The sequence below is a fragment of the Klebsiella sp. K5-204 genome (assembly GCF_030128585.1).
Lineage (GTDB): Bacteria > Pseudomonadota > Gammaproteobacteria > Enterobacterales > Enterobacteriaceae > Klebsiella > Klebsiella quasipneumoniae.
In genome coordinates this window covers 652671-669735 of record NZ_JAKUZS010000001.1, presented here as the reverse complement: position 1 = coordinate 669735, position 17065 = coordinate 652671, and the positions used below count along the sequence as shown (strand labels likewise).

The window sequence follows — 17065 nt, the reverse complement described above, 5'->3', positions numbered from 1 at the left end:
CATACAAGAAGCTTTTGCCGGGTTGTGGCCGCTGGCGAGCGATCACAAAATCTCTGGGATGGCAGAAGAAAATCCGCCGCGAAGCGGTAAGAGAAGATGGAGCATGGCGCAGGCCGCGCCTCCCTGCGGGCCTGTTGCTTCCTGGTCGGTTAATCGATGCGGGTTTTGACGATAAAGAAGTAGCACAGCGCCCCGGCGAAGGTCACCCCGGCGGCGATCACCAGCGCCAGATTGAAAGAATGGGTGGTATCCACGACCCAGCCGGTGACTATCGGCGCGAAGGAGGCAAACACAAAGCTGCCAAAGTTCTGGATCGCCGCCACCGACGCCACTTTATGCTCCGCCACCAGCACCTGTACCAATCCCCAGGCCGAGGTGCCAGCGAAATGGACGCAGAACAGCGCCATGGAGATAAACGCCACCGCCTGGGTCGGCGTGGACGATTGCACCACCAGCAACGTTCCCAGCGCCGACAGCACCAGACCGGCAACGATCGCCGTTTTGCGGGTTTTCGCCAGGTCGTAGCCTCTGCGCGCCAGGGCGTCGACCACGAGACCATTGACCCACATTCCCACCGCCGCGGCGAGGAACGGGATCGCCGCCACCCAGCCGGTGCGCGCCAGGCTTAACCCCTGCTGAGCCTGCAAATAGCCGGGCAGCCAGGCGATATACAGCCAGCCGGTATAGTTCACCCCGGAGAAGCCGAGGATCATCCCCCAGGTGGTACGCCGTTTAAACAGCGCCAGCCATTCGCTCAGTTTCAGCGCCGGCCGGGCCGCCTCCTCGCTGGCCAGATAGCGTTGCTCCTCCTCCTGGAGGGTAAATTGCCGCCGGTTACGGTATCCCACATACCAGCACAGGCCGACCAGAATACCGGCCAAACCAATCACCACAAACATTGTCCGCCAGCCCCAGGCCAGCTGCATGATGACCAGGGCCGGCGGGGCAATGGCTTGCCCCAGCACCGTCGAGGAGTTAAATATCCCCACCGCCGTGCCGCGCTCTCTTTGCGCATACCAGTCGTTGATCGATTTCACGCCGGCGGGCATAAACGGCGCTTCACCGATCCCGAGGCCAATGCGCAGCAGAATAAAATGCGAGAATGAATTGACCATCCCGGTCAGGGCCTGCATCGCAGACCAGAATATCAGCCCGGCGCCCAGCACAACCCGCGGTCCGAGGCGATCCAGCAAAATGCCCGAGGGCAGTTGCGCGAAGCCATAGGAGAGCGAAAAAGCGGAGAGCAGCACCCCGAACTCGGTGGCGCTCAGACCCAGATCGGCGCGTATCGCCTCCCCGGCGACGCTCAGGGAAGAGCGGTCAAGAAAGTTAACGATCCCGGCGATAAACAGCAGCGTCAGGGTGATCTTCTGCACCCGACGGATGCGCAGCGGCGTCGCGCCCGCCTGTGGGGCAAATGTCTCAATAGCCATCGTGATTCCTTACAGAGTCATAACCCAATATGATGTCTGATAAGTAAGGCAACAGGTCGACTACCATACAAGAATTAGGGTTTAAAAAAGTGGCAGGGATCACATAAGACGGGCTTACGCTCGTCCCCAGCCCGCCACGATGATCAGCATGCCGCACAGGGCGATGGCCGCGCCCGCCCAGTCATAATGGGTTAATTTGACCCCATCAACGACCCGCAGCCAGAGCAATGCGGTACAAACGTAGACGCCACCGTAGGCGGCATATACCCGCCCGCTGGCGGTCGGATGGAGCGTCAAGAGCCAGACAAACAGCCCCAGCGCCAGGCCGGCGGGGATCAGCAGCAGCGGCGTGGCCCCGCGCTTTAACCATAGCCACGGCAGATAGCAGCCGACGATTTCACACAGGGCGGTGGCAAAGAACAGCAGCGTTGTTTTGAGCATTAAAAGATTCGTAAAAGAGACAAAGCGTTGAACTATTCTACGCGATAATAGCCCTTTCCCTACGCTGTTTCGTCGGCTATGCCCGGCAAAAGAGCTGTAGTAAACTGAACCTGAGGGTTAACCCATCACTTAAAGGAAATCGTGATGAACATGACACTGAACAAACGCTGGTGCCTGACCGCCATTCTGGCGTTAAGCGCCGTCGTCTATACCTCCAGCTCGTTCGCGGCCACCGACCGGCTGGTGATTGAGTCCGGCGACAGCGCGCAAAGCCGTCAGCAGGCGTCGATGGAAAAAGAGCAATGGAACGACACCCGCAGCCTGCGCCAGAAGGTGAACAAACGGGCGGAAAAAGAGTGGGACAAAACCGATGTCGCCTTTGACGCGCAGGATAACTGCCAGAAGAGCGCCAACGTCAATGCCTACTGGGAACCAAACACCCTGCGCTGCCTTGACCGCCGCACCGGCCGGGCGATCAATCCCTGAGCACGCTGGCGCCTGCGGGCGCCGCCTTTCAGTCCCCTCTTTTCCACTTTGACCACAGGAATTCCCATGACCGACGCGCTACACGTCAGACTCCGCCCCCTTGAGCGCGAAGATTTGCGCTTTGTTCACCAGCTCGACAACAACGCCAGCGTGATGCGCTACTGGTTTGAAGAGCCCTATGAAGCCTTCGTTGAGCTTTCCGATCTGTACGACAAGCATATTCACGATCAAAGCGAGCGTCGCTTTGTGATCGAATGCAATGGCGATAAAGCCGGACTGGTGGAGCTGGTGGAAATCAACCATGTGCACCGCCGGGCCGAATTTCAGATCATCATCTCACCCGACTTCCAGGGAAAAGGCCTTGCCACCCGCGCCGCACGGCTGGCGATGGACTATGGCTTTACCGTGCTCAATCTGTATAAGCTGTATCTGATTGTGGATAAAGAGAATGAAAAAGCGATCCATATTTACCGCAAGCTCGGCTTTATGGTCGAGGGTGAACTGATCCATGAGTTTTTCATTAACGGCGAGTACCGCAACACCATCCGCATGTGTCTGTTCCAGCATCAGTATCTGGCGGAACACAAAACGCCGGGCCCGTCTCTGCTGAAGCCGACGGCTCAGTAATAATCAATGCGGTTTTTAATCGTGTAGTGACGGGTCAGCGGCGGCTGGACGCTTTCATCGATCACCTGCAGCTCACAGCTCAGCGGATTGTCATGGCGATCGTAGTCGCAGGTCTGGCGCACCGTGCCCAGCGTGCGGTCGTTGAAGGTGCTGATGGCGGTATAGTCCATTTTCTTGCGCGGATCCTTCGACGGCGTGGAGGCGACGGTAAATCGCTCCTCTTTGGCGGTGGTGGTTTTCCCCAGCGGATAGCCATCGCTGTCGTAACGGTAGGTGGCGGTAGTCTCTTTGCCGCGGGCGCTGATAATAAAGCCGTTATCATCCGTTTCCCAGCTCACGCCGGTGGCGGGCATCTCCGCCAGCTGACATTTCCCCTGCAGACGCAGCCGCTTTTCATGGGTGCGGCCATCGACGTAATAGTTGGCGTCCAGCAGCAGCGTGGCGCCGGTGTTATTCTCCACATCCTCCAGCGTCAGCAGATCGAAACATCCCTCTTTTGACAGCTGCGCGCTCACCTTCTTGACCACCACATCGTGTTCGTCCAGTAACGTCTGGCTAAAATCCTTCACCGGACCGCGCAGCGGATCGAACTCAAACTCATTGGAAAAACTCGCCATCTCCGGGGTGAAGGCTTCCGGGGCACTTTCGCGGTCGCACGCCGTCAGCAGCAGCGCGGTCGGGATTAGCCAATACAGTCTTTTCACAGATGATTCCTTTTGTGTACATCCAATCATATTAGCAAATACAATTGTTTACACCAGTTCTGCTATGCTTAAATCTGGATACCATCGATAAGGAGCGTAAGATGAAACTATCCCTCTGGACAGGCGCCGCGCTGCTGCTGTGCTCCACGACCGTGCTGGCGGCCCCCGACTCCTGTGAACGGGTCAAAAATGATATTCAACAGAAGATCATTAACAATGGCGTACCGGAAACGGCTTTCAGTCTGGCCATCGTGCCAAACGACCAGGCGGACCAGCCCGGCGCTCAGGTGGTGGGTCATTGCGCCAACGACACCTTCAAAATCACCTACACCCGTAACAGCGACAGTCCCGCCGAAAACGACGCTCAGTAAACCCGCCTCGCTTTCAAACGAAAGATCTTATCCCTGCATTGACCAGGGATAAGATCTGCCGGCTACCCATAACGTATTATCGCTCACCCCGGCGTCTGTTAATGACGCGGCGGCCCTTCTCCGCCCAGCATAACTATCATGGAGTGAGCAATGTCGAATCAGGAATCTTCCGGCGGCGTCACCCGACGCGCGCTACTTAAATCCACAGCCCTCGGTTCTCTGGCGCTGGCCGCCGGCGGGCTTCCCCTGCCCTTTACGCTGCGCAACGCCGCGGCGGCGGTACAGCAGGCTGCCGGCGACAACACCCGGATTGTCTGGGGCGCCTGTTCGGTCAACTGCGGCAGCCGCTGCGCCCTGCGGCTGCACGTGCGTGATGATGAAGTGGTCTACGTGGAAACGGATAACACCGGCGACGACCGCTACGGCGATCATCAGGTCCGCGCCTGCCTGCGCGGGCGTTCGATTCGCCGGCGCATCAACCACCCGGATCGCCTTAACTATCCTATGAAGCGCGTCGGCAAACGCGGAGAAGGCAAATTTGAGCGTATCAGCTGGCAGGAAGCGCTGGATACCCTTGCTGACCGTCTGAAACGCGTCGTCGCGCAATATGGCAACGAAGCCGTGTACATTAACTACTCATCAGGAATCGTCGGCGGGAACATGACCCGCTCCTCGCCTTCCGCTTCGCCGGTGGCGCGGCTGATGAACTGCTACGGCGGCTCGCTTAACCAGTACGGTACCTACAGCACCGCGCAGATCGCCTGCGCCATGCCCTACACCTACGGCAGTAACGACGGCAACAGCACTTCGGATATTGAAAACAGTAAGCTGGTGGTGATGTTCGGCAACAACCCGGCCGAAACCCGCATGAGCGGCGGCGGCATTACCTGGTATCTGGAACAGGCCCGCGAGCGCTCCCACGCGCGGATGATCGTTATCGATCCGCGCTACACCGATACCGCCGCCGGTCGCGAAGATGAGTGGATCCCCATTCGCCCCGGCACAGACGCCGCGCTGGTCGCCGGTATCGCCTGGGTGTTGATTAACGAAAATCTGGTGGATCAGCCGTTCCTTGATAAATACTGCGTCGGCTACGATGAGAAGACGCTGCCGGCCGGGGCGCCTGAGAATGGCCACTATAAAGCCTATATCCTCGGCGAGGGCGACGACGGCGTCGCCAAAACGCCGCAGTGGGCTTCGCGTATCACCGGCATCCCCGCCGATCGCATCATTAAGCTGGCGCGCGACATCGGCATGAGCAAACCGGCCTACATCTGCCAGGGCTGGGGGCCGCAGCGTCAGGCCAACGGCGAACTCTCCGCCCGGGCGATCGCCATGCTGCCGATCTTAACCGGCAACGTCGGCATCAACGGCGGCAACAGCGGCGCCCGAGAATCGACCTACACCATCACCATCGAGCGTCTGCCGGTGCTGGAAAACCCGGTGAAAACCGCCATTTCCTGCTTCACCTGGACCGACGCCATCGCTCGAGGCCCGGAGATGACCGCCACCCGCGACGGCGTGCGCGGCAAAGAGAAGCTGGATGTGCCGATCAAGTTCCTGTGGAACTACGCGGGCAATACCCTCATCAACCAGCACTCCGACATCAATAAGACCCACGAGATCCTGCAGGACGAAAGCAAGTGCGAAACCATCGTGGTCATCGACAACTTTATGACCTCGTCGGCGAAATACGCCGACCTGCTGCTGCCCGACCTGATGACCGTTGAGCAGGAAGATATTATTCCCAACGATTACGCCGGCAATATGGGCTATCTGATTTTCATCCAGCCCGCCACCTCGGCGAAGTTTGAACGCAAACCGATTTACTGGATCTTAAGCGAAGTAGCGAAACGGCTCGGCGACGATGTCTACCAGCGCTTTACCGAGGGACGCACTCAGGCGCAGTGGCTGCAGCATCTGTACGCCAAAATGGTGGCGAAAGATCCGGCGCTGCCGGCCTACGATGAGCTGAAGCGAATGGGCATCTACAAGCGCAAGGACCCGAACGGCCACTTCGTCGCCTATCGCGACTTCCGCCGCGATCCTGAAGCGCATCCGCTCAAAACCCCGTCCGGCAAAATTGAGATCTACTCCAGCCGGCTCGCCGAAATTGCCGCCCGCTGGCAGCTGGAGAAAGACGAAGTCATCAGCCCGCTGCCGGTCTATGCCTCCACATTTGAAGGCTGGGACGATCCGCTGCGCAGCCAGTATCCGCTGCAGCTGTTTGGATTTCACTATAAGGCGCGCACCCATTCCAGCTACGGCAACGTGGACGTGCTGCAGGCCGCCTGCCGTCAGGAAGTGTGGATCAACCCGCTGGACGCGGAAAAACGCGGGATTAAAAACGGCGATCTGGTGCGGGTGTTCAACCAGCGCGGCGAAATCCGGCTGCCGGCGAAAGTGACGCCACGCATCATGCCGGGCGTGTCGGCGATGGGCCAGGGCGCGTGGCACGACGCCAATATGGCCGGGGACCGGGTTGACCATGGCGCCTGCATGAATACCCTGACCACCCATCGCCCGTCGCCGCTGGCGAAAGGGAATCCGCAGCATACCAACCTGGTCGACATCGAGAAGGTTTAAGGAGTAAACCATGAGCACGCAATATGGATTCTTTATCGACTCCGCTCGCTGTACCGGGTGCAAAACCTGCGAGCTGGCCTGTAAGGACTATAAGAACCTGACTCCAGAGGTCAGCTTCCGTCGCATCTATGAGTACGCCGGCGGCGACTGGCAGGAGGACAACGGCATCTGGCAGCAGAACGTGTTCGCCTATTACCTCTCCATCGCCTGTAACCACTGCGCCGATCCGGCCTGCACCAAGGTCTGCCCGAGCGGAGCGATGCACAAGCGCGAAGACGGTTTTGTGGTGGTGGATGAAGAGGTGTGCATCGGCTGCCGCTACTGTCATATGGCCTGCCCGTACGGCGCGCCGCAATACAACGCCGACAAAGGCCATATGACCAAGTGCGACGGCTGTTATCAGCGCGTCGCCGAGGGGAAAAAGCCGATCTGCGTCGAGTCCTGCCCGCTGCGGGCGCTCGATTTCGGCCCCATTGCCGAACTGCGCGCTAAGCACGGCCAGCTGGCGGCGGTGGCCCCGCTGCCCTCCGCGCACTTCACTCAGCCGAGCATCGCGATCAAACCTAACCGCAACGCCCGGCCGTGTGGCGATACCACCGGTTATCTGGCAAATCCGAAGGAGGTGTGAGATGGGAAGCGGATGGCAGGAATGGCCGCTGGTGCTGTTTACGGTACTGGGGCAATGCGTGGTCGGCGCGACCCTCGTCAGCGGTCTGGTCTGGCTGGCGCTGGCTGATCAGCGCGAAGCGCGGCAGCGGCTGGTGCGCAGCATGTTTTTTATCTGGCTGCTGATGGGGATCGGTTTTCTCGCCTCAGTGATGCATCTCGGTTCGCCGCTGCGGGCGTTTAATTCGCTGAACCGCGTCGGGGCCTCGGCGCTGAGCAACGAAATCGCCAGCGGCGCCTTGTTTTTCATCGTGGGCGGATTCTGGTGGCTGCTGGCCGTGCTGGAAAAAATGCCGGCGGCGCTGGGTAAAGTCTGGCTGGCGATCGCCCTGCTGTTGGGGCTGGTGTTTGTGCTGGCGATGACCCGGGTTTATCAAATCGATACCGTGCCGACATGGTACACTGGCTACACCACCAGCGCCTTCTTCCTGACGGTACTCCTCAGCGGGCCGCTGTTCGCCGCCCTGCTGCTGCGAATGGCGAAAGTCGACGTTAACGTCTGGTTTATTGCCGGGCTGAGCGTGGCCGCGCTGGTCATCAGCGCCGCGATTATCGTGATGCAAAGCGCCGGGCTCGGCGCCATTCACAGCGCCGTTCAGCAGGCGGCCACCCTGCTGCCGGATTATGGCAGACTGCAGGCCTTACGTCTGATCCTGCTGGCGCTGGGACTCGGCTGCTGGCTGTGTCCGCTGATCCGCCGTCAGCCGCCGCGCGCTGCGGGGCTGCTGGCCGGTCTGCTGCTGGTCCTGATCGCGGAATGTATTGGCCGCGGCCTGTTTTATGGGCTCCATATGACCGTCGGTATGGCGGTTGCCCGTTAATGTGACGGCGCGCCGGCGCGCGCCGCAGAAAGGAATAAGTGATGATGCCGTTCCCTCACCGCGACGCTGTCGCCTTAAGCGCCCGTCCCCTGGGCGCGTTGTTCTCTTATGCGCCGAATAGCCCGCAAATCGCGCCGCTGGTGGCCGCCTTCCAGGACGGCAGCTGGCAGCAACAGTGGCCCTTCCCGGTTGCCGCCCCGCTGGCATCGGGGTTTGCCGCGTCGGTTGAAGAGTCGTTGCCGGAAGCCTGGCAGCGCCTGTTTATCGGACCGTGGGCCCTGCCGGCGCCGCCATGGGGATCCGTCTGGCTGGATAAAGAGTCGGTGCTGTTCGGCGAATCCACACTGGCCCTGCGCGAATGGATGCGCGCGAACGGCATCGCACTGGACGCCGAACGCAACGAGCCGGAAGACCATTTCGGCACCCTGCTGCTGCTGGCGGCGTGGCTGTGCGAAACGGAACAGGAGGCGCTGTTTGCCCAGCTGCTGGCCTGGCATCTGCTGCCGTGGTCCGGGCGCTTCCTGAGCGTCTTTGTCGAACATGCCGCCCACCCCTTCTACCAGGCGCTGGGCCAGCTGGCGCAGGCGACCCTGGCGCAGTGGCAGGCAGGTCTGCCCCTCGCGGTGGCGGAAAAGCCGCTCTATCGCTAATCCCTTTGCCGCGCCGGGAGTCGGCGCGGTTTCCTTGCTGGCTTCGCTCTCCGTAACCCGCACTTATCGCTTTTGCATATAAGTTTATTCCCTATCACAATAAGTCCATGTTTTCCCAATCTCGCTGTGACCGATGCACCGTCTTCATCCCTATCCAGATGTGCAGGTGATGTTTCGTCGCCTGCTGATCGCCACGCTGATTGGCCTTCTCGCCGCCCTGGCGGTGGCCCTGTTTCGCCATGCCATGGTGGTGCTGGAAACGCTGTTTCTCGGTAACGACAGCGGGAGCCTGGTCAACGCCGCGCAGTCGCTGCCGGCGTGGCGACGGCTGATTACCCCGGCGCTGGGGGGACTGGCGGCAGGGGCACTTCTCTGGCTGTGGCAACGACGCCGCGTTGCCCGTCCGCACGCCGCCACCGATTATATGGAAGCCCTGGAGACCGGAGACGGTTGCTTCGATACGCCGGCAAGCCTGGTGAAGTCGCTGGCCTCGCTGCTGGTGGTGGTCACCGGCAGCGCGATTGGCCGGGAAGGCGCCATGATCCTGCTGGCCGCGCTGGCGGCCTCGCTGTTCGCCCGCCGCTTCACGCCGCAGGCCGAATGGAAACTGTGGGTCGCCTGCGGCGCCGCCGCCGGGATGGCCAGCGCCTATCATGCTCCACTGGCCGGCAGCCTGTTTATCGCTGAAATTCTGTTTGGCACGCTGATGCTGGCCTCGCTTGGGCCGGTAGTGATCTCGGCAGTGATCGCCCTGCTGCTGACCCAGTTTCTCAACGGCGGCGCCGCGCCGTTGTACCATGTCGTCCTGCAGCAGGACCTCAGCGCGCTGCACTATGGCCTGATGCTCGCCACCGGACTGCTGGCCGGACTGTGCGGGCCGCTGTTTATCTGGCTGATGGAATACAGCCACCGCGGGTTCGTCAGGCTGAAACTGGCGCCGCCGTGGCAGCTGGCGCTGGGCGGTCTGATCGTCGGCGGCTTATCGCTCATCACGCCGGCGGTGTGGGGCAACGGCTACAGCGTGGTGCAAAGCTATCTGCTGCTGCCGCCGCCCGGCGCGCTGCTGGTGGCGGTATTCCTGTGCAAACTGCTGGCGGTGCTGGCCAGCAGTGGCTCCGGCGCGCCGGGCGGGGTGTTTACCCCCACGCTGTTTGTCGGCCTGGCGATGGGCATGCTAATGGCCCGCTTCAGCGGGCTGTGGCTACCGGGGGAGCAGGAGATGGCTATGATGATGGGACTGACCGGCATGGCGGCGTTTCTTGCCGCCACTACCCATGCGCCAATCATGTCGACTCTGATGATTTGTGAGATGACCGGGCAGTATGTGCTGCTGCCCGGCCTGCTGATCACCTGCGTGGTGGCGTCGGTGCTGTCGCGGACGTTACGCCGGGATTCGATCTATCGCCATCACGTTGCCGAGCATGTCTAAGTCGACGTAGCGGCTTAGCTCACGCTGTTCGGCGCGCGGCAGATACGGCAGCTCGCCAATGAGCGGCGCCGGCAGCTTTTTGCTGAGCACATCAATGATTTCGGCGTAGTGCGCCAGACCGGGATTGATGCGGTTGGCCACCCAGCCGATCAGCGGCAGCCCGTCATTGGCGATCGCCTGGGCCGTCAGCAGCGCATGGTTGATGCACCCTTCCTGGATCCCCACCACCATCAGCACCGGGAGCTGCTCCTGTACCACCCATTCGGAGAGCGGTCGCAGGTCGTTCATCAGGCTGCGCCAGCCGCCGGTGCCTTCAACCACCACGTGTTCAACCTGCCCGGCCAGCCGCTGCAAACCATCCGACAGCAGACCGTAGTTGATCGGGCAGCTGTGCGCCACGCTGCTTTCGTCTTCGCTTAAGGCGATGGGATTGACAGCCTCATAGGGTAACGCCAGCGTGGAGACGCTCTGCAGCACCAGCGCGTCTTTATTACGCAAACCGTCCGGCGTCTCTTTGCTGCCCTTCGCCACAGGCTTGTACCCGGCCACGCTTTTGCCTCTGGCAGCAAGTGCCTGCAACAGCGCACGGGAAACCACTGTCTTCCCGACAGAGGTGTCTGTACCTGTAATAAAGAAACGCTTAAACATCACTAACCCCACAGTTTTGTCGATGAAATATACGGGAGAGAAATAATCAACAGTGGGCAAAGTCTACGTGAAGCCGCTGGGGGTCAGCTTGAGATAGCGCAATTTTTGGTGTGACTATGAAAAAATGTTAACCCTGTAACAGTCGTATGAGTAAGGATCCGTTATAGAGCGCATCCTTGACCAGCGCCGCGCCAGCCATCGTTCCGCGGTTGGAGAACTGGGTGCTTTCAACTGCGATATGCTGGCTGTAGGCCGGGAGTGATTGTTGCCGAATGCAGCTGGAAATTGCCGGAAAAAGAATGTCTGCCGCCAGGTTAAACGGCGAGCCGATCAGGATTTTCTGCGGGTTAAACAGATTGACCATGATCGCCAGAATTCGACCGACGTGATGACCGACGCCGCTAATAATGTCCCGGGCCAGCAGGTCGCCCTGCAGCGCCGCCTGGCATAGCCACTCCACGCTCAGCGGACGCTGATGCAGCAGCGAGCTCATCGACTGCGCCATCCGCATCTGCGCCAGCTCCAGCACGCTCTCCACGCTGGCGATCGTTTCCAGACAGCCATGGTTGCCGCAGTAGCAGCGTTTGCCGTAGGGGTCGACCTGGGTATGACCGATCTCGACGAGGCTGCTGCTGCCGGCGTGCAGCAGACGTCCGTCGGTGATAACCCCGGCGCCGACGTTATGATCGATCACCACCTGGATGACGTCCCGGGCGCCGCGCGAGGCGCCAAACAGCGATTCCGCCATGGTCCAGGCGCTAATGTCATGCTGAATATAGACCGGCACCCCGGTATGGTTGGCCAGCGTTTCGCCCAACGGGACGTCTTTGACCTCTTCATAAAACGGCATGCGATGAATAATGCCGTTTTCGGTATCAATGATACCCGGCATCGTTATGGCGATGGAGGTGAGGCGTTCCAGCTTCTTCTGGTGGCGAATAAAGAAGCGATCGATATGGTCGATAATCCGCGTCAGAAACGGCGTGCTGTCGGTAAGCGCCAGCTCCAGCTGCTCCTCCACCACCAGCTGGCTGCTTAAATCGCGCAGCGAAAGGTGGATCTCGCCGCGGCTGATACGCACCGCCAGATAGTGCCAGGCCTCGGTTTCCACCATCAGACCCACCGCCGGGCGCCCGCGGCTGCCGGGCTCCTGAATCTCGGTCTCCTGCACCAGATGCGCTTCCAGCATCTCGCGGACAATTTTGGTGATGCTGGCGGGCGCCAGTTGCGCAAATCGGGAGAGGTCGATACGCGATACCGGGCCGAGCTGATCAATCAGGCGATAGACGGCGCCCGCATTGGTCTGCTTAATTTGATCGATATGGCCTGGTTGACTATCCGCTACCACCATTGACTCCCTTTATTTTCGCGCTTCGAAATAAACTTTCGGCTATGGTGAAGCACTTCGATGGTGAACGTCAAATTTTTGCTTAGCCTTGTGATTTACCGCACATTTCCAGCCCCTTTTTGCCTCAATTGCGCTCGTTTTTCCAGGCCAGCAGCGTGTCACGAAAGCGTTTTGCCAGCGCCCCCTGCTCATGGTGTTTCGACCACACCAGCCACATCTCCGACACCGCATCCTGTTCGTCAATCGGCAGCCAGCGCATTTCGCTGAGCTGCACGCGCTGAAAGGAGGCCGGCAGGATCGACACCCCCAGCCCGGCGGCCACCAGGCCAATAATGGTCATCGCCTCCCCCACCTCCTGGGCAATCACCGGCGTATGACCGTAGCGGCGCAGCAGGCCAAGGATATCGTCATACAGGCCGGTACCGACGTGCGGGTCGAAAAAGACGAACGGCTCCCGCGCCAGCGCCGCCAGGCTGACCGAGGGCTGGCGGGCCAGCGGATGGTCCGCCGGGACCATCGCCAGCAGCGGCTCGCGCAGCACTCGCTGCCACGCCAGGGTGTCCGGCAGTTGGGTATTGCGCAACAGGCCGAGGTCGAGGGCTCCCTCGCTCAGCGGGACAATCTGTTCGCGGGTATTGGTCTCGCGGGTGAGAATATGCACATCCGGGTAGCGCTGACGAAACAGGGACAGCGTATCGGATACCGCCTTGATAAAAGGCGCCGAGGAGGTAAAGCCGATACGCAGTTCGCCCGTTTCCCCATGGTGCAGACGGGCGGCGCGGGCGGCCGCGTCCTCCACCTGGGCGAGAATTTGTCGACTGTCGGCGAGAAACTGTTTCCCCGCCGCCGTCAGGCTGACGCTGCGGTTGGTGCGGGCGAACAGGCGGGCGCCGGTCTGCTGCTCGAGGATCTGAATTTGCTGGCTTAACGGCGGTTGAGAGATGTTCAGTCGCGCCGCGGCGCGGCCAAAATGCAGCTCCTCGGCGACGGCGACAAAGTAGCGCAAATGACGCAACTCGATATTCATATTTAAAACGTCTTATTTGAGATTATTAATATATTAGACAGAATATTTACATTTTCATACCCTAAAAATGTGAGCTGAATGGTCACAACACTCTGTTGGTAAGCAGCAACTTCTACCCAAGGAATTCTCTGTGAGTCGTACAACAACCGTTGACACCGTGCCGGCGGGCGAGGTCAGCGTCGCTGGTGCATCCCGCCCGGATCCGTTTATTAAGCGCGGCACCCCGCAGTTTATGCGCGTCACGCTCGCGCTGTTCTCCGCCGGTCTGGCCACCTTCGCCCTGCTCTACTGCGTGCAGCCGATCCTGCCGGTGCTGTCGAACGAGTTCGGCGTATCGCCGGCCAGCAGCAGTATTTCTCTCTCCATTTCCACGGCGATGCTGGCGGTGGGCCTGCTGTTTACCGGCCCGCTGTCGGACGCCATAGGCCGCAAGCCGGTGATGGTCACCGCGCTGCTGCTGGCCGCCTGCTGCTCGCTGTTGTCGACCATGATGACCAGCTGGCACGGTATCCTGATTATGCGCGCCCTGATTGGCCTGTCGCTGAGCGGCGTGGCGGCGGTCGGCATGACCTACCTGAGCGAGGAGATCCACCCCAGCTTTGTGGCCTTCTCTATGGGACTCTATATCAGCGGCAATTCCATCGGCGGCATGAGCGGCCGCTTGCTCACCGGGGTCTTTACCGATTTTTTCGGCTGGCGCGTGGCGCTGGCGGTGATCAGCGGCTTCGCCCTGGCCGCGGCGATTATGTTCTGGCGAATCCTGCCCGAGTCGCGCCATTTCCGCCCGACCTCGCTGCGGCCAAAAACGCTGCTGATTAATTTCCGCCTGCACTGGCGCGATCGCGGCCTGCCGCTGCTGTTCGTCGAGGGTTTCCTGCTGATGGGGGCCTTTGTCACCCTGTTTAACTACATTGGCTACCGTCTGATGATGTCGCCGTGGTCGTTAAGCCAGGCGGTGGTGGGTCTGCTGTCGGTGGCGTATCTCACCGGGACCTGGAGCTCGCCGAAAGCGGGCGCCATGACCGTACGCTATGGCCGCGGTCCGGTGATGCTCGGCTTTACCGGCGTGATGCTCTGCGGCCTGCTGATGACGCTCTTTTCTTCCCTGTGGCTTATTTTCCTCGGCATGCTGCTGTTCTCCGCCGGCTTCTTCGCCGCGCATTCCGTCGCCAGCAGCTGGATTGGCCCGCGCGCGCGCCGCGCCCGCGGTCAGGCCTCATCGCTGTATCTGTTCAGCTATTATCTTGGCTCAAGCCTGGCGGGGACATTAGGCGGGGTGTTCTGGCATCGCTACGGCTGGAACGGCGTCGGCGGATTTATCGCGCTGCTGCTCCTTGCCGCGCTGTTGACCGGCACTTGCCTGTATCGGCGACTAAAATAATCGCGCGTGACGTGGCCTGCGGGCCACGTTTCACCACATGCCCATGATAGATGACAAGCCCATCAGCTCTCTGACGGCATCAACGGACAGTAAGGCAATAAACAGCCAGGTGAACGGATTCATAAACCACCCCCGAACCTCCAGACTTGCGTTATCGATCACAGTTTAGTCACGATGCGTTACCGATTTCTGCAATACTGCTCACAGAGCCACGCTTTTTTTCCTGCTATCACGCGGCTAATGCTTTACCCCGCCCTCTGCGCGCCACGCTCGACCCGCCAGGCGTATCAGGATAGTGTAGAGGCATACCGATAATCTGTTCATTCACCTGTCACGGACCGAACGCTACTATGACTGAAAATACGCCTTATCAGCAGCTTACCCGCACCTTTCAGCGCCTGTCGCGCTTTTCGCATCTCTCCGCCATCGCCGGCTGGGATATGTTCGCCATGATGCCTCCGGGCGGTAGCGCCGCCCGCGGCGAAGCGCTGGCGGAACTCGGCGTGCTACAGCATCAGATCCTGACCGATAAAAAAGTGGGCCAATGGCTGCAGGCGGCCCGCCAGCAGGATCTCAACGACCTCGAACAGGCCAACCTGCGGGAAATGCAGCGCCAGTACGATCAGGCGGCGCTGCTGCCGGAGAGCCTGGTGGAGGCCAAATCGCTGGCCGGTAGCCGTTGCGAACATGCCTGGCGCAGTCAGCGGCCGGCTAATGACTGGGCTGGCTTTGCCGATAATTTGCGCGAGGTGGTCAGGCTGAGCCGCGAGGAAGCGCAGATCCGCGCCGACGCCCGGGGCGGCTCACGCTATGACGCGCTGCTGGATATTTTCGAACCGGATATGACCAGCGCCCGGCTGGACAGCCTGTTTGCCGACCTCAAGTCCTGGCTGCCTTCCCTGCTGCGACAAGCGGTCGATAAGCAGGCGACGCGAACCTTGATCGCCCCGCAGGGGCCGTTCCCGATCCCTGAGCAGCGCGAACTGGGTCTGCAGGCGATGCGCATCCTCGGCTTTGACTTTGACGGCGGGCGTCTGGACATCAGTGCCCACCCGTTTTGCGGCGGCGTCCCTCAGGATGTGCGCATCACCACCCGCTACAACGAAAACGACCTGCTCAGCGCTCTGTTCGGCGTGATCCACGAGACCGGCCACGCCCGCTATGAGCAGAATCTGCCTCGCCCGTGGGTCGACCAGCCGGTAGGACTGGCCCGCTCTACTGCTATCCATGAGTCGCAGAGCCTGTTCTTCGAAATGCAGCTGGGACGCAGCGAGCGCTTCCTTAAACGCCTGTTGCCGGCGGTGCGCGAACGCTTTGGCGATCGGCCGGCCTTTAGCGAGGAGAATTTCATCGCCTGGAACCAGCGGGTGAAACCAGGCTTTATTCGCGTTGATGCCGATGAGGTCAGCTATCCGGCGCATGTGATCCTGCGCTATGAAATTGAACGCGCGCTGATCGACGGCGAGATAGAGGTGGAAGATATTCCGTCGCTGTGGGATGAGAAAATGCAGCACTGGCTGGGACTGTCGACCACCGGCAACTACCGGGACGGCTGTATGCAGGATATTCACTGGACCGACGGCGGCTTCGGCTACTTCCCTTCCTACACGCTGGGGGCGATGTATGCCGCGCAGCTGATGGCCGCCGCCCGTCGCGCGCTGCCGACGTTAGACCGCGATATCGCGGAAGGGGATTTCAGCGCCCTGTTTGACTGGCTGCGGCAGAATATCTGGCAGCATGGCAGCCGCTTCACCACCTCGCAGCTGATCCAGCAGGCCACCGGCGAGGATCTTAACAGCCGCTACTTCCGCGACCACCTTACCGCCCGCTATCTGTGATCGTCCGCGCCGGGCTGCCCGGCGCGTCCTTCCACTCCCCGCCTTGTACATTCGGTTACACGCCGATACCAAACACTCACGGAAAGCCCGAAAAGACAAGCATATAGTGATTTCACCGGCCCCGCAGTGGGGTTGAAATTAAGAAAACTTTTCGAGGATATCAGAATGAAAAAAGTATTAGCTCTGGTCGTTGCCGCTGCTATGGGTCTCTCTTCCGCCGCTTTCGCTGCTGACGCAGTAAGCACCACTCAGGCGCCAGCTGCTACCCACAGCACTGCTGCCAAGACCACCCATCACAAAAAACACCATAAAGCCGCGGCCAAACCAGCTGCAGAGCAGAAAGCTCAGGCTGCCAAAAAACACAAGAAAGCAGAAGCTAAACCAGCCGCTGCCCAGAAAGCCCAGGCCGCTAAAAAACACAAAAAAGCAGAAGCCAAACCCGCCGCTCCGCAGAAAGCCCAGGCCGCGAAAAAGCACCACAAAGCTGCCGCTAAACCGGTAGCCCAGAAAGCTCAGGCAGCGAAAAAACACCACAAAACCACCAAACACCAGGCCGCTAAACCTGCTGCACAGCCGGCAGCCTAATTCCTCCCGGTGAACCAACCTTCT

General features: G+C 60.4%; 18 protein-coding genes. 11 read left to right on the top strand and 7 right to left on the bottom strand.

Features of this window, described 5'->3' with window-relative positions; genetic code table 11:
- Nucleotides 1-149 precede the first annotated feature (149 nt).
- Both MKR05_RS03310 and MKR05_RS03305 read right to left on the bottom strand, forming a co-directional pair.
- Nucleotides 150-1433: an MFS transporter gene (locus MKR05_RS03310; RefSeq protein ID WP_023289556.1), complete on the bottom strand. Its 1284-nt coding sequence runs from the start codon at nt 1431-1433 to the stop codon at nt 150-152.
- Nucleotides 1434-1547: 114 nt separating this feature from the next.
- Nucleotides 1548-1910 (bottom strand): YnfA family protein, encoded by a 363-nt coding sequence (locus MKR05_RS03305; protein ID WP_072140454.1) that lies wholly within the window; start codon nt 1908-1910, stop codon nt 1548-1550.
- Between the two features lie 108 nt (nt 1911-2018).
- On the opposite strand from MKR05_RS03305, the gene MKR05_RS03300 reads away from it, so the two are divergent.
- Both MKR05_RS03300 and speG read left to right on the top strand, forming a co-directional pair.
- Nucleotides 2019-2360 carry a DUF1283 family protein gene (locus MKR05_RS03300; RefSeq protein WP_004206035.1) on the top strand — a complete coding sequence of 114 codons (342 nt, stop codon included), beginning with the start codon at nt 2019-2021 and terminating at the stop codon, nt 2358-2360.
- Between the two features lie 66 nt (nt 2361-2426).
- Nucleotides 2427-2987, top strand: a complete 561-nt coding sequence (gene speG, locus MKR05_RS03295) for a spermidine N1-acetyltransferase (protein ID WP_004206037.1) — start codon at nt 2427-2429, stop codon at nt 2985-2987.
- Here the strand turns inward: speG and MKR05_RS03290 are convergent.
- Nucleotides 2981-3691 carry a YnfC family lipoprotein gene (locus MKR05_RS03290; protein WP_023289554.1) on the bottom strand — a complete coding sequence of 237 codons (711 nt, stop codon included), beginning with the start codon at nt 3689-3691 and terminating at the stop codon, nt 2981-2983. The genes speG and MKR05_RS03290 overlap by 7 nt on opposite strands.
- Nucleotides 3692-3792: 101 nt before the next feature.
- Between MKR05_RS03290 and MKR05_RS03285 the strand changes: the two genes are divergently transcribed.
- The 6 genes from MKR05_RS03285 to clcB all read left to right on the top strand — a co-directional run bounded on the left by MKR05_RS03285 (nt 3793) and on the right by clcB (nt 10214).
- A complete protein-coding gene (locus MKR05_RS03285) occupies nt 3793-4062 on the top strand; it encodes a DUF1161 domain-containing protein (protein ID WP_004206039.1) in 270 nt (89 codons plus the stop codon).
- A 150-nt stretch (nt 4063-4212) separates the two neighbouring features.
- The gene (ynfE, locus tag MKR05_RS03280; RefSeq protein ID WP_284118063.1) at nt 4213-6648 is read left to right on the top strand and encodes a selenate/tellurate reductase subunit YnfE; all 2436 of its coding nucleotides are present in this window, start codon (nt 4213-4215) and stop codon (nt 6646-6648) included.
- A gap of 10 nt (nt 6649-6658) precedes the next feature.
- On the top strand, nt 6659-7276 hold the full coding sequence (locus tag MKR05_RS03275; protein WP_023289552.1) for a DMSO/selenate family reductase complex B subunit: 618 nt from the start codon (nt 6659-6661) through the stop codon (nt 7274-7276).
- 1 nt (nt 7277) lies between these two features.
- On the top strand, nt 7278-8135 hold the full coding sequence (locus MKR05_RS03270) for a DmsC/YnfH family molybdoenzyme membrane anchor subunit (RefSeq protein WP_238875584.1): 858 nt from the start codon (nt 7278-7280) through the stop codon (nt 8133-8135).
- 41 nt (nt 8136-8176) lie between these two features.
- Nucleotides 8177-8785: a Tat proofreading chaperone DmsD gene (gene dmsD / locus MKR05_RS03265; RefSeq protein ID WP_284118062.1), complete on the top strand. Its 609-nt coding sequence runs from the start codon at nt 8177-8179 to the stop codon at nt 8783-8785.
- Between the two features lie 133 nt (nt 8786-8918).
- A complete protein-coding gene (gene clcB / locus MKR05_RS03260; RefSeq protein ID WP_049013498.1) occupies nt 8919-10214 on the top strand; it encodes a voltage-gated ClC-type chloride channel ClcB in 1296 nt (431 codons plus the stop codon).
- On the opposite strand, the gene bioD is transcribed toward clcB, so the two are convergent.
- The 3 genes from bioD to MKR05_RS03245 form a co-directional block, all read right to left on the bottom strand.
- Entirely contained in the window at nt 10167-10862 is a 696-nt protein-coding gene (bioD, locus tag MKR05_RS03255) for a dethiobiotin synthase (RefSeq protein ID WP_023289548.1), read from the bottom strand. The genes clcB and bioD overlap by 48 nt on opposite strands.
- A gap of 127 nt (nt 10863-10989) precedes the next feature.
- The gene (gene mlc, locus MKR05_RS03250; RefSeq protein ID WP_048298665.1) at nt 10990-12210 is read right to left on the bottom strand and encodes a sugar metabolism global transcriptional regulator Mlc; all 1221 of its coding nucleotides are present in this window, start codon (nt 12208-12210) and stop codon (nt 10990-10992) included.
- Nucleotides 12211-12334: 124 nt separating this feature from the next.
- Complete coding sequence (locus tag MKR05_RS03245; protein WP_023289546.1) at nt 12335-13237, bottom strand: LysR family transcriptional regulator; 903 nt, start codon at nt 13235-13237, stop codon at nt 12335-12337.
- Nucleotides 13238-13367: 130 nt separating this feature from the next.
- Here MKR05_RS03245 and MKR05_RS03240 point away from each other — a divergent pair, with 130 nt between their 5' ends.
- Nucleotides 13368-14618, top strand: coding sequence for an MFS transporter (locus MKR05_RS03240; protein WP_023289545.1), 1251 nt, complete (start codon nt 13368-13370; stop codon nt 14616-14618).
- Nucleotides 14619-14648: 30 nt separating this feature from the next.
- Here MKR05_RS03240 and MKR05_RS03235 read toward each other — a convergent pair whose 3' ends face one another.
- Nucleotides 14649-14741 (bottom strand): KPN_01571 family protein, encoded by a 93-nt coding sequence (locus MKR05_RS03235; protein WP_004206050.1) that lies wholly within the window; start codon nt 14739-14741, stop codon nt 14649-14651.
- Between the two features lie 227 nt (nt 14742-14968).
- On the opposite strand from MKR05_RS03235, the gene MKR05_RS03230 reads away from it, so the two are divergent.
- A complete protein-coding gene (locus tag MKR05_RS03230; protein ID WP_023289544.1) occupies nt 14969-16456 on the top strand; it encodes a carboxypeptidase M32 in 1488 nt (495 codons plus the stop codon).
- A gap of 165 nt (nt 16457-16621) precedes the next feature.
- Nucleotides 16622-17041: an acid resistance repetitive basic protein Asr gene (gene asr / locus MKR05_RS03225; protein ID WP_004206052.1), complete on the top strand. Its 420-nt coding sequence runs from the start codon at nt 16622-16624 to the stop codon at nt 17039-17041.
- Nucleotides 17042-17065: the final 24 nt, after the last annotated feature.

What these genes read in the sequence shown, in the direction of transcription:
- MKR05_RS03300 (WP_004206035.1), top strand. Translation starts at nt 2,019, where the DNA reads ATGAACATGACACTGAACAAACGCTGGTGCCTGACCGCCATTCTGGCG.
- MKR05_RS03245 (WP_023289546.1), bottom strand. Translation starts at nt 13,237, where the DNA reads ATGAATATCGAGTTGCGTCATTTGCGCTACTTTGTCGCCGTCGCCGAG.
- MKR05_RS03270 (WP_238875584.1), top strand. Translation starts at nt 7,278, where the DNA reads ATGGGAAGCGGATGGCAGGAATGGCCGCTGGTGCTGTTTACGGTACTG.
- MKR05_RS03235 (WP_004206050.1), bottom strand. Translation starts at nt 14,741, where the DNA reads ATGAATCCGTTCACCTGGCTGTTTATTGCCTTACTGTCCGTTGATGCC.
- clcB (WP_049013498.1), top strand. Translation starts at nt 8,919, where the DNA reads ATGCACCGTCTTCATCCCTATCCAGATGTGCAGGTGATGTTTCGTCGC.
- MKR05_RS03310 (WP_023289556.1), bottom strand. Translation starts at nt 1,433, where the DNA reads ATGGCTATTGAGACATTTGCCCCACAGGCGGGCGCGACGCCGCTGCGC.
- asr (WP_004206052.1), top strand. Translation starts at nt 16,622, where the DNA reads ATGAAAAAAGTATTAGCTCTGGTCGTTGCCGCTGCTATGGGTCTCTCT.
- dmsD (WP_284118062.1), top strand. Translation starts at nt 8,177, where the DNA reads ATGATGCCGTTCCCTCACCGCGACGCTGTCGCCTTAAGCGCCCGTCCC.
- bioD (WP_023289548.1), bottom strand. Translation starts at nt 10,862, where the DNA reads ATGTTTAAGCGTTTCTTTATTACAGGTACAGACACCTCTGTCGGGAAG.
- MKR05_RS03230 (WP_023289544.1), top strand. Translation starts at nt 14,969, where the DNA reads ATGACTGAAAATACGCCTTATCAGCAGCTTACCCGCACCTTTCAGCGC.
- speG (WP_004206037.1), top strand. Translation starts at nt 2,427, where the DNA reads ATGACCGACGCGCTACACGTCAGACTCCGCCCCCTTGAGCGCGAAGAT.
- MKR05_RS03275 (WP_023289552.1), top strand. Translation starts at nt 6,659, where the DNA reads ATGAGCACGCAATATGGATTCTTTATCGACTCCGCTCGCTGTACCGGG.
- MKR05_RS03285 (WP_004206039.1), top strand. Translation starts at nt 3,793, where the DNA reads ATGAAACTATCCCTCTGGACAGGCGCCGCGCTGCTGCTGTGCTCCACG.
- ynfE (WP_284118063.1), top strand. Translation starts at nt 4,213, where the DNA reads ATGTCGAATCAGGAATCTTCCGGCGGCGTCACCCGACGCGCGCTACTT.